General features: G+C 38.1%; 13 protein-coding genes. 7 read left to right on the forward strand and 6 right to left on the reverse strand.

The genetic code is table 11. From position 1 onward, the window contains the following. Window positions 1–302 precede the first annotated feature (302 nt). Together IPH66_03850 and IPH66_03855 are read right to left on the reverse strand one after the other, a co-directional pair. A complete protein-coding gene (locus IPH66_03850; protein ID MBK7128486.1) occupies window positions 303–2,702 on the reverse strand; it encodes a T9SS type A sorting domain-containing protein in 2,400 nt (799 codons plus the stop codon). Between the two features lie 237 nt (window positions 2,703–2,939). After that, complete coding sequence (locus tag IPH66_03855; protein MBK7128487.1) at window positions 2,940–5,975, reverse strand: serine hydrolase; 3,036 nt, start codon at window positions 5,973–5,975, stop codon at window positions 2,940–2,942. A 126-nt stretch (window positions 5,976–6,101) separates the two neighbouring features. On the opposite strand from IPH66_03855, the gene IPH66_03860 reads away from it, so the two are divergent. The 7 genes from IPH66_03860 to tnpA all read left to right on the forward strand — a co-directional run bounded on the left by IPH66_03860 (window position 6,102) and on the right by tnpA (window position 12,390). Continuing rightward, window positions 6,102–6,437, forward strand: a complete 336-nt coding sequence (locus tag IPH66_03860) for a hypothetical protein (GenBank protein MBK7128488.1) — start codon at window positions 6,102–6,104, stop codon at window positions 6,435–6,437. An 8-nt stretch (window positions 6,438–6,445) separates the two neighbouring features. Beyond that, entirely contained in the window at window positions 6,446–8,308 is a 1,863-nt protein-coding gene (gene mutL / locus IPH66_03865; protein MBK7128489.1) for a DNA mismatch repair endonuclease MutL, read from the forward strand. A gap of 11 nt (window positions 8,309–8,319) precedes the next feature. Then, complete coding sequence (locus tag IPH66_03870) at window positions 8,320–9,066, forward strand: rhomboid family intramembrane serine protease (protein MBK7128490.1); 747 nt, start codon at window positions 8,320–8,322, stop codon at window positions 9,064–9,066. A 1-nt stretch (window position 9,067) separates the two neighbouring features. Next, window positions 9,068–9,988, forward strand: coding sequence for a rhomboid family intramembrane serine protease (locus IPH66_03875; protein MBK7128491.1), 921 nt, complete (start codon window positions 9,068–9,070; stop codon window positions 9,986–9,988). Next, the gene (locus IPH66_03880; protein MBK7128492.1) at window positions 9,969–11,084 is read left to right on the forward strand and encodes an endonuclease/exonuclease/phosphatase family protein; all 1,116 of its coding nucleotides are present in this window, start codon (window positions 9,969–9,971) and stop codon (window positions 11,082–11,084) included. The genes IPH66_03875 and IPH66_03880 overlap by 20 nt, the downstream gene beginning before the upstream one ends. A gap of 92 nt (window positions 11,085–11,176) precedes the next feature. After that, window positions 11,177–11,608: a hypothetical protein gene (locus IPH66_03885; protein MBK7128493.1), complete on the forward strand. Its 432-nt coding sequence runs from the start codon at window positions 11,177–11,179 to the stop codon at window positions 11,606–11,608. A 317-nt stretch (window positions 11,609–11,925) separates the two neighbouring features. Next, the gene (gene tnpA / locus IPH66_03890) at window positions 11,926–12,390 is read left to right on the forward strand and encodes an IS200/IS605 family transposase (GenBank protein MBK7128494.1); all 465 of its coding nucleotides are present in this window, start codon (window positions 11,926–11,928) and stop codon (window positions 12,388–12,390) included. A 557-nt stretch (window positions 12,391–12,947) separates the two neighbouring features. On the opposite strand, the gene IPH66_03895 is transcribed toward tnpA, so the two are convergent. The 4 genes from IPH66_03895 to IPH66_03910 all read right to left on the reverse strand — a co-directional run bounded on the left by IPH66_03895 (window position 12,948) and on the right by IPH66_03910 (window position 17,869). After that, complete coding sequence (locus tag IPH66_03895; protein ID MBK7128495.1) at window positions 12,948–13,736, reverse strand: tRNA pseudouridine(38-40) synthase TruA; 789 nt, start codon at window positions 13,734–13,736, stop codon at window positions 12,948–12,950. Then, window positions 13,736–15,286: an SDR family oxidoreductase gene (locus tag IPH66_03900; protein MBK7128496.1), complete on the reverse strand. Its 1,551-nt coding sequence runs from the start codon at window positions 15,284–15,286 to the stop codon at window positions 13,736–13,738. The genes IPH66_03895 and IPH66_03900 overlap by 1 nt, the downstream gene beginning before the upstream one ends. A 1-nt stretch (window position 15,287) precedes the next feature. Continuing rightward, window positions 15,288–15,836 (reverse strand): hypothetical protein, encoded by a 549-nt coding sequence (locus IPH66_03905; GenBank protein ID MBK7128497.1) that lies wholly within the window; start codon window positions 15,834–15,836, stop codon window positions 15,288–15,290. 131 nt (window positions 15,837–15,967) lie between these two features. Next, window positions 15,968–17,869, reverse strand: coding sequence for an NAD-binding protein (locus IPH66_03910; protein ID MBK7128498.1), 1,902 nt, complete (start codon window positions 17,867–17,869; stop codon window positions 15,968–15,970). Window positions 17,870–17,913: the final 44 nt, after the last annotated feature.

Here is a 17,913-nt window from a genome sequence, read left to right on the forward strand (position 1 = left end):
TCTGTATTGGAAAAATCTTTATCATTAATTTGGACTTGTTGAGCCAATTTGTAATTATTCACCAATTGAAACCCAAATTAAGCAATAGAATTCTGATGGTACATTTGAGGGTTGCAAATTTTTTCCCAAACGTAGGCGCAGGTCGCGACCTGCGCCTACAGAACGATCACTTATTGCAACCCATTTGGTTCAATATTTAATCAATTGCTTAATTAGGGATAAACTAAATCAGATGTTAGTTTTAATTCGTAAAAAAAAAGGCCTCTTTTCAGACGCCTTTTCAATTTCAAGTTTGTGTAACCCTATTGCAGAACTAATTTCTGAACCACTACAGTTCCTTCTGAATAAATCTTGATAAGATACACACCCGTGGTCATGTTTTCTGTTGATACAACCGTATTGTTAGTTGTAATATTACCCGTTTGAACTAGATTACCATTTAGATCAAGTACTTCAAACAGCGTTACATTTTCAGGCGAATCAACATGTAGAACAAAATCTTGTTGAGTAGGGTTTGGATAGATGGTGATCAATCCCATATTTTCATCTTCAACAGAAACTACTGAATTTCCGGGATCAAACGCTGAAGCAGTTTTGTTAGAGCGTGATGAGTTATGATCTTGAACTTTTGTTGATGTACATGGAACAGCAAGATTAAATTCAACGAAATAATTCAAATCAGTTGTAACTGCAGGCGCATCATTCGCAAAACCATAACCTGCGGCATGGCTACCTAAATCAACCCATCCGTTTGTTGCGTCATAACGATACAAATTAACACTTGAATATGGCATTCCTTCATACACATCCCAATAAATGGTGTAGTTAATCATATCAGGTGTTTGCGCAACGGCATGAATTGTTTTGTGAACTAAACTTGCTCCGCTTTCATTTCCGCAAACATCGTACGCAGTGATATAATATCTCCATGAACGATCCATGGCTGAAACGTCATTGTCTTGGAACATTGATTCAAGTGCATAAGGTCTGGTTGAAACCAATTCAAATTCTCCATAAACTGAAGTTTCTCTGTATACTTTATAGCCTGCAATACCGGTTTGGGTAATATCTTTTTCCCAAACTACCTGATTGTAATTTAAGGTGGAGTCAACAGTCACCATGCAGATAGAAGGTGCTTCCGGTGCGTTAGAATTCAGGTCAATTGTTTTCTTGAAAATGCATCCACCTGCATCAGTTACAGTCAGGGTATAAATTCCGGGTGCTACATTATCTAAATCATTGCTTGTTTGTCCTGAACTCCATGAAACTGATGTAATAGGAAATGCCCCGTTACTAATTCCCATATCAATAAAGCCATTTGTTGAGCCGCAATCAGGATATTGAATTGCATTGAGATAGGCATCTGGTCCGGTTGTACTTAAGAGATCAACAGTATAATCTGCTTCACAACCATAAACTAAGTCTGTTATATGACAGGTGTATGTACCTGAAGGAACGTTGATCAAATCTTGAAAGGTTGAACCTGTGCTCCATGAATAAGCATACGATCCGGATCCGTTGAAAACTTCCAAATCAATTGAGCCATCACTGTTGCCACACCATGCATCAATCACATCAACACCTTCACCATAAACGGCAGCGCTGCTGCCCACTGTATAGGTTCCAAACGCTTTGCAATTTGCGTCAGTTGTTACCATCACTGAATATTCTCCTTTGTGCAAATTGGTGATGTTTTGACTAGTGCTTCCGTTTGACCAATAGATAAAATTCACGGTACCTAATGTTGGAGTAATCGTTAGTTCAATTTGACCATCTTGACTGACATATTCACATGTTTCACCAGTTACTATTTCTGACAAATCAACTTCAATATCTGAAATTTGTGCAATAGCAACTTCATTACATCCATTTGCATCGGTAATATTTACATAGTAATTTCCGGCAGGTAAATTGGTAATTGGAGCAGGAGTAGAAGGAACAGATTCTGAATCACCTGTTGACCAATATACCTGATAAGGCGGAGCTGAACCTGAAATAAATGCAGTGGCTGTACCGTCACTCATACCACATGTTGAGCTACCCGGACTTGTAAATACCATTGGCGCATTGACAATGTTTGGTCCGGCAGACCATACATAACCGCTGCATCCTGCCGCATTCATAAAATAATAATTCACATCGGTTCCGCCGTTAGATGCGTAAACTTCAGGGTCAAACATATATCCTTCTTCACCTGCCCACTCAAAACGTCCGCCGGCCGGTGATGCGTAAGATCTCAAATCAACCGCATTGTCATTATTACAAAGCATTAGAGATGAAACATTCATGGTGCCGCTGAGGTAGCCATAAGCTGCAACGCCCGGAATGGTAACTCCGGTTGTTACACCACCATCATTAGCAATATTTCCGGTGATGGTAATAATAAAATTATCTAAATGAAGGTTGTTAGGTAACAATCCTGTTCCCGGATCTACGACGATAGAAAATGTTCGGGTTGTTTGACCGGGAATATAGGCGGGACTTATTACATCGAGATTATAAAAGTATCCGGTATTGTAGGTGTTTACGGTGATATACGTGCTGTCTGCATTAGCATCATATACCTGGATGTTTTTTATAATGGCATGGCCATAGTCTGAATAGCACATGGTATCAATTTCAAAACTTGTTAGTGTAGGCAAATTCTGACCATACACGCTGCAAGCTCCAAAAAGAAAAAAAGTGTAAAATAGTTTTTTCATATCGTGGTTTAGTTTTTATTCAATATTTAAATCTTCACAGACATTTATAATTCCTCATTCAATGAAAACGATCAATTATAAGGTAAAGATATTCAAATTGTGTCGTCTAATTCAAAAATTGTTCTGACGAATTATGTGTTATATACGACGAAGAATGAATCGTTAGGGTTGGGTATGTTGAATTAATCCCTACTAAGGTATAGAAGATTTGAGCTGTGGATAGAGACAATGCTCAAATTATTTGGCCTGCTTACAAGCTATATAAATTGCGTCTTGAATTGAAACGCGAATGCCTTCTTTCAGCAAGAGGGGATTTTCAGCAATAGGATAACACCGATTACTTAGAAATACATAGACTATTTTATTAGCAGGATCAGCCCAGGTGATTGTACCTGTAAAACCTGAATGACCATAACTTTCCAATGAAACTTTATTGCATGTGGGGCCACCGTCTAATGAGCGAACGGGCTTATCAAAACCGGCGCCTCTGCGGTTGTCGCTGTACTGCTGTCGTGTAAAATCTGCCAGTGTATCTTTATTGAGAAAACTTGTACCGGCATAATTGCCACCACACGTTAACATATACATTAATGTTGCCAAATCTGTCGCATTTGAAAATAATCCTGCATGTCCGCCAACTCCACCTAACATGGCTGCTCCCTGGTCATGCACCGTACCGTGAATTAATTGTTGTCTGAATACCGTGTCATTTTCTGTTGGTGTTATTTCATCTGTTGTAAATCTATCTAATGGATTATATCCCATAGAATATAAATTCATGGGTTTGTAAAAATGTTCAAAGGCATACTCATCTACTCCTTTTCCGGTGATGCGCTTGATGATCTCACGTAAAAAGTAATAACCCAAATCAGAATATTTATAGGTCTTTTTGCCAAGTGGTGTTGTGATAATTTTTTGAAAAATCAAGGTGTCTATTTTTGGAGTGATATATAAGTTTTGGGTCACACGCACTGAGTAAATAGAATCTTTTTTACTAGAATAATAAATTGGATTTGGTTTTCCGTTCAATAAGGTTTGGGTATAAAACGGAATCCAATTTACAAGTCCTGCTTCATGTGCAAGCATGCGGCGTATCACCATATTCTGGTACGGGGTTGAATCAACAAGATCAGGTATATATTTGGTGAGTGGTTTATCTATATCAATCAATCCTTCTTGTTGTAATTGGATGACAGAAATGGTAGTTGCCGCAATTTTTGTGATAGAAGCAAGATCATAGAGATCTGTATTTTTTACAGCACGTTTTTTTTCATAGGTGTGATATCCGAATGATTTTTGGTAGAAAACATTCCCGTTTTTAATGGCAACGATTTGACAACCGGGATATGCCCCCATTTTAATTCCTGCTAAAGCAAGCGAATCAATTTTTTTAAGATCAGTTGAATTGATTCCAATTTCTTCAGGTAAAACAAAGGCAAGGCGTGTAGTGTTTTCGTATGTCATGCCTGTTCCGGCGGGGAAAAATGAATTTCCTGAAACGGGTAATTTACCTTTAGGCAGGACTCCTCCAAAAAGAACTTGCGCAGCGTATTCATTGGTGTAATCATTGTCTTGATACGCAACAATAAACGCCTTTGTATTTTCAAGTGCGCCAAATTTATCCAGTGCATAAGCATTGCCAAAAAGAACTCCGGTAACAGCACTGCTTTTACTTATTTCCTGGAATATTTGAATAGATTGAATGGTTACACCAAAATTCTTTTTTGGATCATTGCTGGTGCGGTGAAAACCAACAATAATTTTATCATAAGTTTTGCATTGCTCAATCAACTCATCTTCTTCAGTGGATGAAAGTGCGCGAGGTATTTGAATTTGATCAATTGTAGTGTAGCGTAACATGGTTTCATAAAACTGATTATTGTTTACTCCACCAATATTGAGATAAGCAATTTTCAAGGTATCAGTTCGCCCAAGCGGTAGTTCGTTTTGCTGATTGTGAATGAGGGTGACTGATTCTTTAGCCAACATTCTGTTTAGCACTTCTGCTTTATATGGGTTCAATGTTTCATGTAAATTTTTTGTATCAATGGGTTGATATTTATTCAGACCGGCCCATTCTTTTGCTTTTAGAATTTTTAGACAGCGTGCGTCAATTTCTTCTTGGGTAATTTTACCCTCAGCAATAGCTTGTTTAATTTTTGCAATGGCAAGCGGAACATCTTGCGCAAAGAGTAAAATATCATTCCCCGCCAATAAGGCTTTTACATCAACTTCTCCCGGTTCATAATAGTTGGCAACACCTTGCATGTTTAGTGCATCAGTAAAAATTAAGCCTTTGAAACCAAGAGAATCTTTTAATAATCCATTCACAATATTGGGTGAAAGAGTAGAAGCCTGATTGGGTGTATTGTCAAGTGAAGGAATATAGAGATGAGCTACCATCATGCTTGCTAATCCTTCATTGATTAATGCTTTAAATGGGTAGAGTTCTAATGAATCAAGGCGTGTATAATCATGTGCAATGGTGGGCAATGAAAGATGTGAATCCATATCCGTGTCTCCATGACCGGGAAAGTGTTTACCGCAAGCCATTACATGCTGGTCTTGCATGCCTTTCATATAAGCAATTCCTAATTTGGCAACATGTTCTTTTAGTTCACCAAATGATCGGTTATTAATTACAGGGTTGTCTGCATTATTATTCACATCAATCACCGGTGCAAAATTGATATGTATTCCAAGTGCCTGACATTGTTGGGCAATTTGTTTTCCCATTTCATAAATCAAGGCGTCATTTTGAATTGCACCCAGCATCATTTGGCGTGGATAAACAATGGTAGAATCTAATCTCATAGATAAACCCCATTCGCCGTCAATGGCAATAAACAAAGGAGTTTTAGCCTGCTGTTGATAATAATTGGTGAGGTGTGCCTGTTTAACGGGACTGCCTTTGAAAAAAATTAAGCCACCAATTTTATAGTCCTTTACTAATTTGGCTATTTCAGCATAATGTGTTTCATCTTTGCTTGAATAAGCGGCCACCATAAACAATTGGGCAATACGTTCATCAGGCGTCAATGATTTAAATACTGAATCAGCCCAGCCTGATTTAACTTGTAAAAATGCCGGATCTTTTGATGAGGATGTAAAATTGTCAGTAGCTGAAAAAGCCGTTTGAACAAAAAGAAATCCAACCAAAAAGGCATTAATAACGGCCCATTTGGTAAATAATAATGCGGTATGGCGAATAAAATTTATCAACACAATCAACGAAAGTATAACAAGACCCATGCAGAAATCTTGCCACGGCACAGGTTTTGTTCACATCGTTTAGTGAATCACTCTGTTTTTCTATGGCAGATTCAGTTGGGCACCTGAAGGTAATCTGCTTATATTTGTAGAGCAAGTGAGATTTATTATTTGCAGAAAAAGATAAAAATGGATTTTTCAAAATATTCCATATTCAGATTACCGAACAAGCACAAGCGGTTTGATTATACCCCCAGGTATTATGATCCTGAGCAAGCTGAGCGTGATGAGAAATTAAAAAAACTCAGAGCAGATCAGGTTATTGAAGGAAATCAACCGGAAGGAAAACGAATCAGCTTCAGAGACGCAAATACGTACAGCAACAACCGTGCGCAGTTTGCCAAAGGACAGTCATTTAAATCTAATCTCCGACTCATTGTCATTTTAGGCGGAATGATACTGCTCTTTTATTATTTGCTGAAGCATTTTATTGTACTTGATCCCACGCAGGAAATAATAAAATAATTGAGCGGATGTCTGACATCATCAAACTTCTTCCTGATCACATTGCAAACCAGATTGCTGCCGGTGAGGTAGTGCAACGCCCTGCTTCAGTGGTAAAAGAATTAATTGAAAATTCTATTGATTCCGGTGCGTCAAAAATAAATCTTGTTGTCAAAGACGGTGGGCGTACACTGGTTCAAATTATTGACAACGGCAGTGGCATGTCAACCGTGGATGCGCGTATGGCTTTTGAACGTCATGCAACCAGTAAAATTTCAACTGCTGATGACTTGTTCAGACTTCACACCAAAGGTTTCAGGGGTGAGGCTTTGGCTTCAATTGCTGCGGTTGCGCATGTGCATTTGAAAACCAAATTGCATGATCAGGAATTGGGTACAGAGATTTTTATTGAAGGATCAAAAATTACGGCTCAAAATCCGGTTGCCACAGGCGGCGGCACATCTATTGCCGTTAAAAATCTTTTTTTTAATATTCCGGCACGCAGAAATTTTTTAGGTAAGGATACTACCGAATATCAGAAAATTCTGGAAGAATTTTTGCGCATTGTTCTGGTTCATCCCAAAATTGAATTTACTTTTCATCACAACGGAGACGAGGTATATATTTTACCTGCCGTGAATTCATTGCGTCAACGCATTGTTGGTGTGTATGGCACACGCTTTAATGAACGCCTTGTGCCGGTGAATGAAGATACGGATATCGTTAAAATTTCAGGCTTTGTAACTAAACCTGAAACTGAACGGGCTGGTAATGATCGCTGTTTCTTTTTTGTCAATGATCGGTATTTTAAAGATCGTTATTATCATCATGCTGTGATGGCTGCTTATGAGGGATTAATTCCGCACGGAAAATATCCTCCCTATTTTTTATACTTGCAGGTGCCTACACAATCTATTGACGTGAACGTGCATCCTACAAAAACAGAAATTAAATTTGAAGAGAGCCAATTCATTTATCAAATTCTTCGCAGCGCAGTTAAACTTGCCCTTGGTCAACATAATATTGTTTCTACTTTAGACTTTGAACAAGAACGCAGTTTTGATGTGCCTGCATTGCGCAAAGGTGAATCTGTTCAGCCGCCTGAAATTAAAGTGAATCCTGAGTTTAATCCTTTTCATAATCAACCTAACAGAGAAGATAAAAATCAAAGTGCATTGCAAGCTTATGGTTTTTCAGCCATGAAACCGAGCAAGGCTGATTGGGATAATTTTTACGGAACAGAAGAAGAGACAGAAAGTGAGGAGGAACAACAGGAGGATAATAACGAACAAATAACACTGCACTCAGCATTAGATTCTGATCAAAATACAGATATCAAAAAAAATCCGATACAAATTCATGACAAGTATATTCTCACTACCATGAAAAATGGCATTATGCTGATTGATCAGTATCGTGCTCATTGTCGTATTTTGTATGAAGATATTTTAACTCAGCTTGGCAAGGCTCAAACAAAATCACAACAACTTTTATTTGCAGAGGAATTAGAAACAGATCCCTCAGAAATCACCTATTGGAATGAACTGGTTCCGGTATTAAATCAAACCGGATTTGAAATAAAACAAGAGGCTAATCGTCTAATTATATCAGCGGTGCCGGTTGAGGTGAAGTCAAAAAATCCATTGCGCGTATTGACAGATTTAATGGATGATTTCAGAAACAGCGGACAGAGTGAAACAAATCTGCATGAAAAAATTGCTGCCTGTCTGGCATCTGCCATGGCTATTAGAGGTGGGGTAAAATTAACTACAACTGAAATGCTGGATATGATTGACCGACTTTTTGCAACCAGCTTGCCAAATATTTCTCCAAAAGGGAAAAAAATTATTGAAACAATTAGCATTGACGAACTAACAAAAAGATTTAACTGATGTTTGGATCCATGTTTTCGAATTTACCGCCGGTAACTAAAAATTTATTAATTATAAATATTTTGCTGTTCCTGGCAAAAATAGTATTTGATGCTCAGGGAATTTTTCTGCATGATTATTTGGCTGTACACAATATTGCATCACCTCTTTTTCAACCGTTCCAATTGGTGACAAGTATCTTTATGCATGGTAGTTTTATGCATCTTGTTTTTAATATGTTTGGAGTGGTTATGATGGGTGCGCATTTAGAAAGATTGTGGGGTAGTAAACGCTATTTGCTTTTTTATTTTGTCACCGGAATTGGTGCAACAATTTGTTCCCTAACAGTGAAGAGTATTGAAATGTATAATATGACGGGTTCAGTTTTCCCTGATGTGGATATTGAAGTGGCAACTTCTGCCGTGTTGGGAAATGAGTTTACTTATAATAGATTGGTTCATGATCCGGGAGTGTTTTCTGAAGGAGTAATTAATCAAATTTCAGGTTCTTTCATCAGTCCTGAACTTGGCGCCTCTGGTGCTTTGTATGGTGTATTAATGGCTTTTGCATTGTTGTTTCCAAATACTGAATTCAGATTATTTTTTCCGCCTATTCCAATTAAAGCTAAATGGCTTGCATTGATTTTGGCGGGTGTTGCATTGTTTTCAGGTATTTCAGGGTCAATGAGTGGTTACGCTCACTTTGCTCATTTGGGTGGTATGCTTTTCGGGTTTATCATGATAAAAATTTGGCAACGAGACAAAACCAACTTCTATTAAGATGAACCAGAATATTTTTGAATATATCAAATCCATTCTGAAACGCTATGGCGTTATTGGCAGAATTTTAATCATCAATACTGCCGTGTATTTGTTTTTTCTGATTTTGCAGATCATTGAGCATCTCTATGTCAAGGAAGGGTTGACTGAGTCTGTGATGAATTATTTCGCCGCTCCCGGTATTCCGGCAGAACTGGCATATAAACCATGGACAGTTTTCACCCACATGATCACGCATTATGAATTTGGACATTTTATTCTCAACATGTTGGTGTTCTTTTTTACATCAGCCATGTTTGTCACATTTTTCAGTGAGCGCAGATTAGTGACTGTTTATATTTTGGGTGGATTGTTCGCTTACTTTTTTCACATTGGAGCATATTATATTTTTCCTGTTTTTGCTCAACAAGTGCCTCCCGGAATTTTAGGTGCATCCGGATCTGTAATGGCAATTTTTATGGCTGTTGCTTTTTATCGTCCTTCATTGCGAGTGTATCTCATGGGGCTCATTCCCATTCCAATTTTTATTATTGCAGCTTTATATATCTGGTCTGATTTGAGTGGTATTAATACCAGTCCGGGTGAAAGTGATAACATTGCACATCTTGCTCATTTAGGCGGTGCCTTGTTTGGTGGTTTATCCATCATAGGTTATGGTAAAATGAAACATTGGCTTGATCCCTTTGACCGTTTATTTAGCAAGTTTAAAATTCCGGCAATTAGCTTCAAACGCAAACCAAAAATGAAAATCTATCAAGGCGGCGCTCAGACTAAGTACATGTCTGATGAAGATTTTAATCAGAATAAAAAATTGCGACAAGATCGTTTAGATGCTATTCTGGATAAAGTGAGCAAACGCGGGTATGATGGGTTGAGTCAGGAAGAAAAAGATTTCTTATTCAATGAAAGCCAGCGAAAATAAAACACGCACAAATATTTTCCTTCGCGTTCTGCTTTGGCTGAATATTCTGTCTGCACTTTTATTAATTGGCGCTTACCTATCTTCTCATATTTCACCTGTAAATTTTATTTATTTTGCCTACCTCGGTTTAAGTTATCCTATTTGGTTGCTGATCAATTTATGTTTTCTGGTTTTCTGGTTTTTCTTCAGAAAAAAATGGATGCTCATTGCTGGCCTCGCAATTTTACTTGGTTTCAATCATCTCAGACATTTTGTGGCGTTTACATTTATTCAGCCCGAATTGCAAAATCCAATCAAGGTAATGAGTTTCAACGTGCGCATTTTTGACTTGTACTTCCCCGAAAAACGAATTGAAACTCGCAATCAAATTTTTTCTTTTTTGAAAGATGAAAATCCGGGTATCATTTGCTTTCAAGAATTTTATCATCAAGAGGGACAGAAAAAATTTGTTACCCGTGATTCGCTGATTGATTTGCTCAATATGCCTTTTTATCATGAACGGTACACGCATAAATTGTCTGATGAAAGATATTTTGGTGTTGCCACTTTTTCAAAATATCCAATCATTCATAAAGGAGAAATTCCTTTTGAAAATGACAAAAATAATTATTGTATCTATTCAGATATTGTTATTGATACGGATACTATCAGGGTATTCAATGGTCATTTGGGTTCTATCCGTTTTCAGCAGGAGGACTATCAGGTGTTTGATGAAAACGCCCCGCAAGACGGATATATAGACGCATCAGATGAAGAACGAATTTTGAAAAGATTAAAAATAGCCTTTGAAAAAAGAGCCGTGCAGGCAGAACTAGTTGCGGCTGAAATTGCCAAATCACCTTACCCGGTTTTATGTTGTGTTGATTTGAATGATACGCCTGTTTCATACGCTTATCGTAGATTTAATTCTCTTTTACAAGATGCATTTGTTGAATCAGGTAATGGATTAGGTTCAAGTTATATTGGAATTATGCCATCTAACCGGATAGATTATATTTTTCATTCAGATCATTTTACCAGTTCTGAATTTACAACCCATGATGTTGAGTACTCTGATCACCGGCCGGTTTCATGTTTGGTTGATGTGACGAGATAAGGCATTCATTCATATCACCTGTGTGATAAGTAAGCAACGCCAACCGCAAAATCAACGTCATAAAATAGATTAAACACTAGTAAAATAAAGATATGATGAACAGACTTCAACTTAAAAAGTACAACAGATTAAAATGGATTTTGATTCTGATTTTTGGTGTTATTTTCAGTTCTGCCCATGCGCAGTCAGATACCACGCAGTGTAATGAACTACCCTTGGCACGCCCTGATGTGAAAGCAACATGCACGACAAATCTCATGGATTATTTTCAAAAAAACATTCCAGCAAATCTAGAAAAAGGAGAATACCAAGTAATCTACAAATTGTCCATTGATTGTCATGGCACAGTAACTTCAGTCAAGTTTCAGAATGGATCTGTTACGGAAGAAAATCAAAATGAGTTTGCAAAAAATCTTCAATCGCATAACTGGAAGCCTGCCCTTGATAAAGGAAAAAATGTAACGAGCATCGTCTTCATCCAACTATCCTTTACTAATGGACAATGTGAGGTAATGGTATATTAAGTTAATCTTTTTTTACGGTGAACATATTCAAGGTTAAGTAACCTGAAATTTTTTCCAAATAGCATATTGTTCTTTCTGCACATTCTTGTGAATTTGAGAAGAAGGAGACTGACCGCGAAAAACAATCAATTAAGATTATTCGCATTAATTCATCTTTATTATTTTTGTTCTTAACCAAGGCATCATGGTATTGCTTAACTGAATTATTCTCAATTTGCAAAATTTCATCGTTGTGAAAAAAAAATCAATTTAGGAAACAAATTACATGAGAGACCTGATTACAAAATCAAATGCCCGGACGGGATAAATTAGTTTTTATGGCAGGTACTTTTTCTCAAATATACATCCAGTACGTTTTTGCGGTGAAGGGTAGAGCAAATCTACTCCAAAAGCCTTGGCGCCAAGAAGTATTTAAATATATGTCTGGTATTGTAAAGGCAAAAAACCAAAAACCCATCATCATTAACGGGGTAGAAGATCATGTTCATGTCTTGGTTGGAATCAAGCCTTCCATGAGTATCTCTGATTTAGTAAGAGATATCAAAAATAATTCATCCAATTTCATTAACGAACAAAAATTTGTGAATGGTAAATTCTCATGGCAAGAGGGATATGGTGTCTTTTCTTACGCACATTCACAGGTAGAAAATGTGTATCGTTATATTGCGAATCAAGAAGAGCACCATCTCAAGCGATCATTTAAAAAAGAATATTACAGTTTCCTTGAAAAATTCAGTGTTGAATATGACGAGAAATATCTGTTTGATTGGTTGCAGTGGTAGTATCATTTCACCCCTTCGGGGTTAGTATCATTTCACCCCTTCGGGGTTAGTATCATTTCACCCCTTCGGGGTTAGTATCGTTTCACCCCTTCGGGGTTAGTATCGTTTCACCCCTTCGGGGTTAGTATCGTTTCACCCCTTCGGGGTTAGTATCGTTTCACCCCTTCGGGGTTAGTATCGTTTCACCCCTTCGGGGTTAGTATCGTTCACCCCCTTCGGGGTTAGTATCGTTCACCCCTTCGGGGTTAGTATCGTTTCACCCCTTCGGGGTTAGTATCATTTCACCCCTTCGGGGTTAGTATCGTTTCACCCCTTCGGGGTTAGTATCATTTCACCCCTTCGGGGTTAGTATTATTTTATCCCTTCGGGATTGCTGGGGTAACAATTAGGTTAAAGTAAACTTTAAGTGGCTGAGTTATTCCATCCAAAACCCCGAAGGGGTGACAAAATTCTAACATGACAGGGAACTAAAGTACCAAACCCCGAAGGGGTGAAATTATCTCGTGAAACGGCTTTGATAAAACACTTTTACGCATGTGAAGAAATGCAATGTGCCGTCACGGTTTATTGATCTTCAGTTTTACTTTGAATAGAATCAGTCCGGAGGAAGGGGCAATTTCTCTCACCGGGATTTCTGATTCACCTTCCAGTGTTTTTTTTAATTCGTCCAGCGTGATTTTGCCTTTGCCAAGGGCTATGAGTTGTCCCATCATCAATCTGACTTGATAGCGCAAAAAACCTTTGGCAATCACGTTGAAGAACCAAGTTTGATTTGGGAAAAAATCTGCGTGATAAAACGTGTTGCGTTCAATGGAACAGTGCTCAACATGACGGATATAATTTTTGCCCGGTGTTGGTTCTGCGCAATATCGTCTGAAATTATGTTCACCAACAAAAAGTGCACATCCACGCTGCATTAATTCTATATCCAATGGTTCGTCAATACTCATCACTGTTGAAGCGGCAAAGGGATGATTTTTTATGCCGTGTGCAAAGAGATAGCGATATTCTTTTTGTTCAACTGCCTGAATCAAATTGAAGGTCTGGTTAGTTTCTTCTATGTCCAACACGCGAATATCATTCGGCAGATTTTGATTAAACAGTTTGATTGCAGTCTGTTTTTCCAATTGCTCATGGCAAAACAATTCAAACACGTATTGTTCAGCTGATACTTTGGCATCAGTGCGGCTGCAACCAAGGGTTTTAAATTGTTGATGACCAAAAATAAATGCGCAGGTTTTGTTGATCATACCTTGCACAGTTTTCATTTCACGGTGCTGCAACCATCCGTGATAACGATATCCCAGAAATTGAATTTGAAAAAGATAGAAGCGAGAATAATTCATTACCAGTCAATCGGAAAATAATCTTTGAGGAATTTTCCGCACCAGTGTTTTCCTGTATTGATGCCATCAAAAAGCGGATCACAAACGCGAGCAGCCCCATCAACAATATCTAGCGGAGGTTGGAAATCGTGTACATCTTGTTTGTGTTTTGAAAGTTCAGCAGGGTCTTCATCGGTTACCCAACCGGTGTCAACGGCGTTCATGAAAATACCTTCTTCTGCCATGCTTGCAGCGCCGGTATGTGTCATCATGTTGAGCGCTGCTTTTGCCATATTGGTATGCGGATGCCGGTCTGATTTTTTGAACCGGTGAAATTTTCCTTCCATCGCTGATACATTGATGATGTGTTTTTTTCCGGTATAATCTTTTTTCATCAAATCAATCAAGCGGTTGATAAGTACGAATGGAGCAACAGAATTTACCAATTGCACTTCTATCATTTCGGCTGTTTCAATTTCTCCTAAACGCAGTCTCCAGCTATTGGTTTTTCTCAAATCAACTTGTTGTAAATCGGCATCCAATTTCCCTTCAGGAAAAACTTCTTCTGCTCTGAGTGATTGATCAAACTGGTAAGGAATTTGTGATAATTGTGCTGATGCGCGTATGCCAATGCCGGGTTCAGTGCCATGCCAGGTAACAGCTAACGAGTGATGATCTGCGGTATCTGTATGATGATGTCCGCTGATTTCAGTCACACATTTTTTATATCCTGACAACAAATCCTGTACTTCTTTACTGTGATTTTCATAAGGCATATTTTCCATCTCCATCAAGTGTTTGTAAAAACCTGATGGGCGCCGCACTGTTTGTGCAGCATTATTGATGATGATGTCCAAGCGATGATAATTTTGCTTGAACCATTGTGCAAATAATTCTACACTGGGAATATGTCTCAGATCTAATCCATGAACTTTCAGACGGTGACCCCAAACATGAAAATCTTCTTCCTTTGAAAAGCGCAAAGCTGAATCGGCAGGGAAACGTGTTGTAGCCACCACAGTTGCTCCGGCACGCAATAGCATGAGGGTTGCATGATATCCTATTTTAAGTCGCGACCCGGTAATGAGAGCAACTTGTCCTGTGAGATCTGTAGTTTGAAATCTTTTCAGATAATTCAAATCACCACATTTTTCACACATGCTGTCATAGAAATGATGGAGTTCATCATACTCTGTTTTACACACGTAACAATTGCGCGGGGCAGAAAGTTTTTTCTTTTCTTTTACTTGTTCTTCAGTAATTCCGCTCAAAAGTTTGGGTGCAACAAAAACCGGAGTTTCACGCGCAACACGAATGGCCGCTTTTGCTCTTTCTTTGCGATCACTTAAAATATTTGCTTGCTTACGCGTGAACTTTACTGCCTTGTTTCTTTTTTTGATTTCTTTTTTGTCCGGTCGGGTGAGTTGACCTGCTACTTTCATCAATGCTACACGTTGTTCATCACTTAACTGAGTCAGCTGATCACCATTTTCAAGGAGGTACTCTAACAACGCAATGGTTGCATTGATCTCTTCTTCATGTATTTTTCTTGGTTGACTCATTGGAACCATTTCAATTCATTGGAACGAAAATCATTTCTTCAATTTGGTTCAACATTGTGATGCTACCGCCTTGTATTTTTGCTTCAAATTTTTTAGGATCCCATTGCGTATAAACTTCCCATGCAGTGAAGCCGGCAGCTTTTGCATCGGCAGATGACATCATAGAAAGATCAATTACTTCATTGAAAAAATCTTCTTGTTTGGGAATTAGTTCAAAGCTCAGATTTTCTCCTTCAATGATGATATTTTGCATTGGTAATACAAAAAATCCGGCGGCATATTCTGTGCGGTCTGCATCAAATAAATCAGTGACGCCATAATATCTTCCACTATACGTATCATCACTGTTTTTATTCAGAATGATATAGTGGTTATGAATCAGATCAAGTGAATTGTAAGGGTTGACATATTCATACGTTCCGGTATGATCAGCAACCGGAGCAACTGTCTGTGCTGTATCTGTTTTTATTGAATCAGTTTTTTCAGTGGTTGTGGTATCTGATCCACCTGAACATGAAAACATGATTGCGGCAGTTGATATGAGCAGAATTTTGTACATAAATATTTTGATTAGGTTTTTAGTGAATACAAATTTAAGACAAACCAATCAATTGATGACTGACATCATCTAATGCAGCATGGATAGGATTTTAGCTATTGATTACAGGACGATAAGCAGTGATTTATTTACTAATCTTCAGCCAGAACAATAATGTAGTCATCCACGGTGAATGTGACTGATTTTGATTTATCAGGATTCATGTGTACGCCAAAATTGTGTTCTGAACTTTGGGCCTCTGCTGTAATTCGATATCCAATTACAGTTTCATTCAATTCAGTGCAACTTGCTGCTACGGTGTAGAAATTAACAGAAATACCCGGTTTAATATAACGATTTACAGGCTTGAGATAAATTTCAGAACCTTCAGCTTCAAAAAGAACATCGTACACTTTTTTGAGTTCTTTGTTTTCACTCAACTGAGATAACATGAGTGAAATTAGATTGTCGCTGACAATAAAATCATCTGCTTTGGCTACAACGCCTAGTTCACGATTCTGAATATCCAACATTTCAGAAACAATCGCATAGTCTTTATTTGCCTGCTCACTCAGATTGCGCAAATGAAGAAGACAAATTAGTGTTTTTGCATCACTTTCCTGAATGTCAATATGTGTATAGCTGAGCAAAATGATGTGATTGTAGGTTTCAGTTTTTAAATCAATCAGTGTTTTAGAATCGTTGATATCTCCTTCAATATGCCTGATGGATTGGCGAGACAAATTCTCTTGCAAGTCTTTTAAATCATCAGCAAAATCAACTCCCTCTGAAACAATGAGTACTTCAGATCCTTTGGCCACATAATTGTCAAGTTCTTCAATGATACGTTTTCCTTTTTGGTTCCAGCCAAGTATTAGGGTACGTTCAATTTCAGGTTCACTTGGCGCCTGACGTTGGAATGAATCAACTGAAATTTTATAATCTGTTTTACCGCTAAGCACTACCGTATCATCATCTTCAGAAATTGCGATAACCTGATCACCTTGCTGATAAACATAGTCCATAGCAGGATTCATCAGTACATTTTCATCTTTCGTAAACACACCTAACACAGCTGAAGTCTCATACATCAGGATAGATTCTTTATAAGTTTTGCCAATCAATTTTGGTTCATCCTGAAAATAAATTTCATCCCCTTCAAATTGTAAGAGATCACTGTACACAACACTCAAACCTGATTGTCTGCAAGTTTGTGCGGTAATGCGTGAAATAAGATCAGATGAGAGAACGAATATGGTTTCATCATTACCAACCAATTCTGCCGCTTCCATGTTTTTTGGATCTTTTAATTCTGCCACAATGTGGTAAGCATCTTTTTTGCGATTTTTTCCGTTTGTAATGGCAAGTACGGATTTAATTACATAGGTGTCCGTATTTTCTTCTTCACCGGCAAGTACAATGATTGAACGCGCTTCATTAGGTGATACTACTTCAATTGCGTTTGATGATAAGGGAGAACCGCTGCGCACAATAATACGTGTGTTTTTTAGATTGGGAATGCGTTGTCTGATTTCATCATCCATTTCTACTTTGTCACGGTTAGCAAGTATGACAATGCTTGGTCTTTTTTGGTTTGAGTTGGCTTCAATCACTTCAGTCAGAATAGAAAATATTTTTTCAGACCAACCTAAAATGAGTGTGTGATTGCTTTCCAGAACTTTGGATTTCCCTTTTTTTAATTCGCCCAACTTGGCATCAATGCCTGATGAAATGGTACCAATTAAAATAGAGAGTAAGAAGAGAGATCCAAGTGTTGCTACGAAACGCACTGCGCGGAAAGCCCAGCCTACATCACCTGCCATGGCTCCCTGATCTAAGGTTGACATCAGAATTTGCCACGCACCTTCAACAAAACCTAATCCCTGTTGATCATCCGGTGTTCCTTTGATACCTGCAATGGCAATGACAATACCCAAAATTACAACAACGAAGAAGGAGAGAATAGCCAGCCATTTGATAACACCCATTGGGCCTCTTGACATGGTGTTCTCAAAATAGTAACGAATGCGTTGTTTCAAAGGATATTTAGCCATACTTCTGATTTTCTGTCTTCAAATTTGCAATTTTTTTCGCTGAT

It is taken from the genome of Crocinitomicaceae bacterium (assembly GCA_016708105.1).
GTDB lineage: Bacteria > Bacteroidota > Bacteroidia > Flavobacteriales_D > Crocinitomicaceae > JADJGJ01.

What these genes read in the sequence shown, in the direction of transcription:
- IPH66_03850 (MBK7128486.1), bottom strand. Translation starts at nt 2,702, where the DNA reads ATGAAAAAACTATTTTACACTTTTTTTCTTTTTGGAGCTTGCAGCGTG.
- IPH66_03860 (MBK7128488.1), top strand. Translation starts at nt 6,102, where the DNA reads ATGGATTTTTCAAAATATTCCATATTCAGATTACCGAACAAGCACAAG.
- mutL (MBK7128489.1), top strand. Translation starts at nt 6,446, where the DNA reads ATGTCTGACATCATCAAACTTCTTCCTGATCACATTGCAAACCAGATT.
- IPH66_03870 (MBK7128490.1), top strand. Translation starts at nt 8,320, where the DNA reads ATGTTTTCGAATTTACCGCCGGTAACTAAAAATTTATTAATTATAAAT.
- IPH66_03875 (MBK7128491.1), top strand. Translation starts at nt 9,068, where the DNA reads ATGAACCAGAATATTTTTGAATATATCAAATCCATTCTGAAACGCTAT.
- IPH66_03880 (MBK7128492.1), top strand. Translation starts at nt 9,969, where the DNA reads ATGAAAGCCAGCGAAAATAAAACACGCACAAATATTTTCCTTCGCGTT.
- IPH66_03885 (MBK7128493.1), top strand. Translation starts at nt 11,177, where the DNA reads ATGATGAACAGACTTCAACTTAAAAAGTACAACAGATTAAAATGGATT.
- tnpA (MBK7128494.1), top strand. Translation starts at nt 11,926, where the DNA reads ATGGCAGGTACTTTTTCTCAAATATACATCCAGTACGTTTTTGCGGTG.
- IPH66_03895 (MBK7128495.1), bottom strand. Translation starts at nt 13,736, where the DNA reads ATGAATTATTCTCGCTTCTATCTTTTTCAAATTCAATTTCTGGGATAT.
- IPH66_03900 (MBK7128496.1), bottom strand. Translation starts at nt 15,286, where the DNA reads ATGGTTCCAATGAGTCAACCAAGAAAAATACATGAAGAAGAGATCAAT.
- IPH66_03905 (MBK7128497.1), bottom strand. Translation starts at nt 15,836, where the DNA reads ATGTACAAAATTCTGCTCATATCAACTGCCGCAATCATGTTTTCATGT.
- IPH66_03910 (MBK7128498.1), bottom strand. Translation starts at nt 17,869, where the DNA reads ATGGCTAAATATCCTTTGAAACAACGCATTCGTTACTATTTTGAGAAC.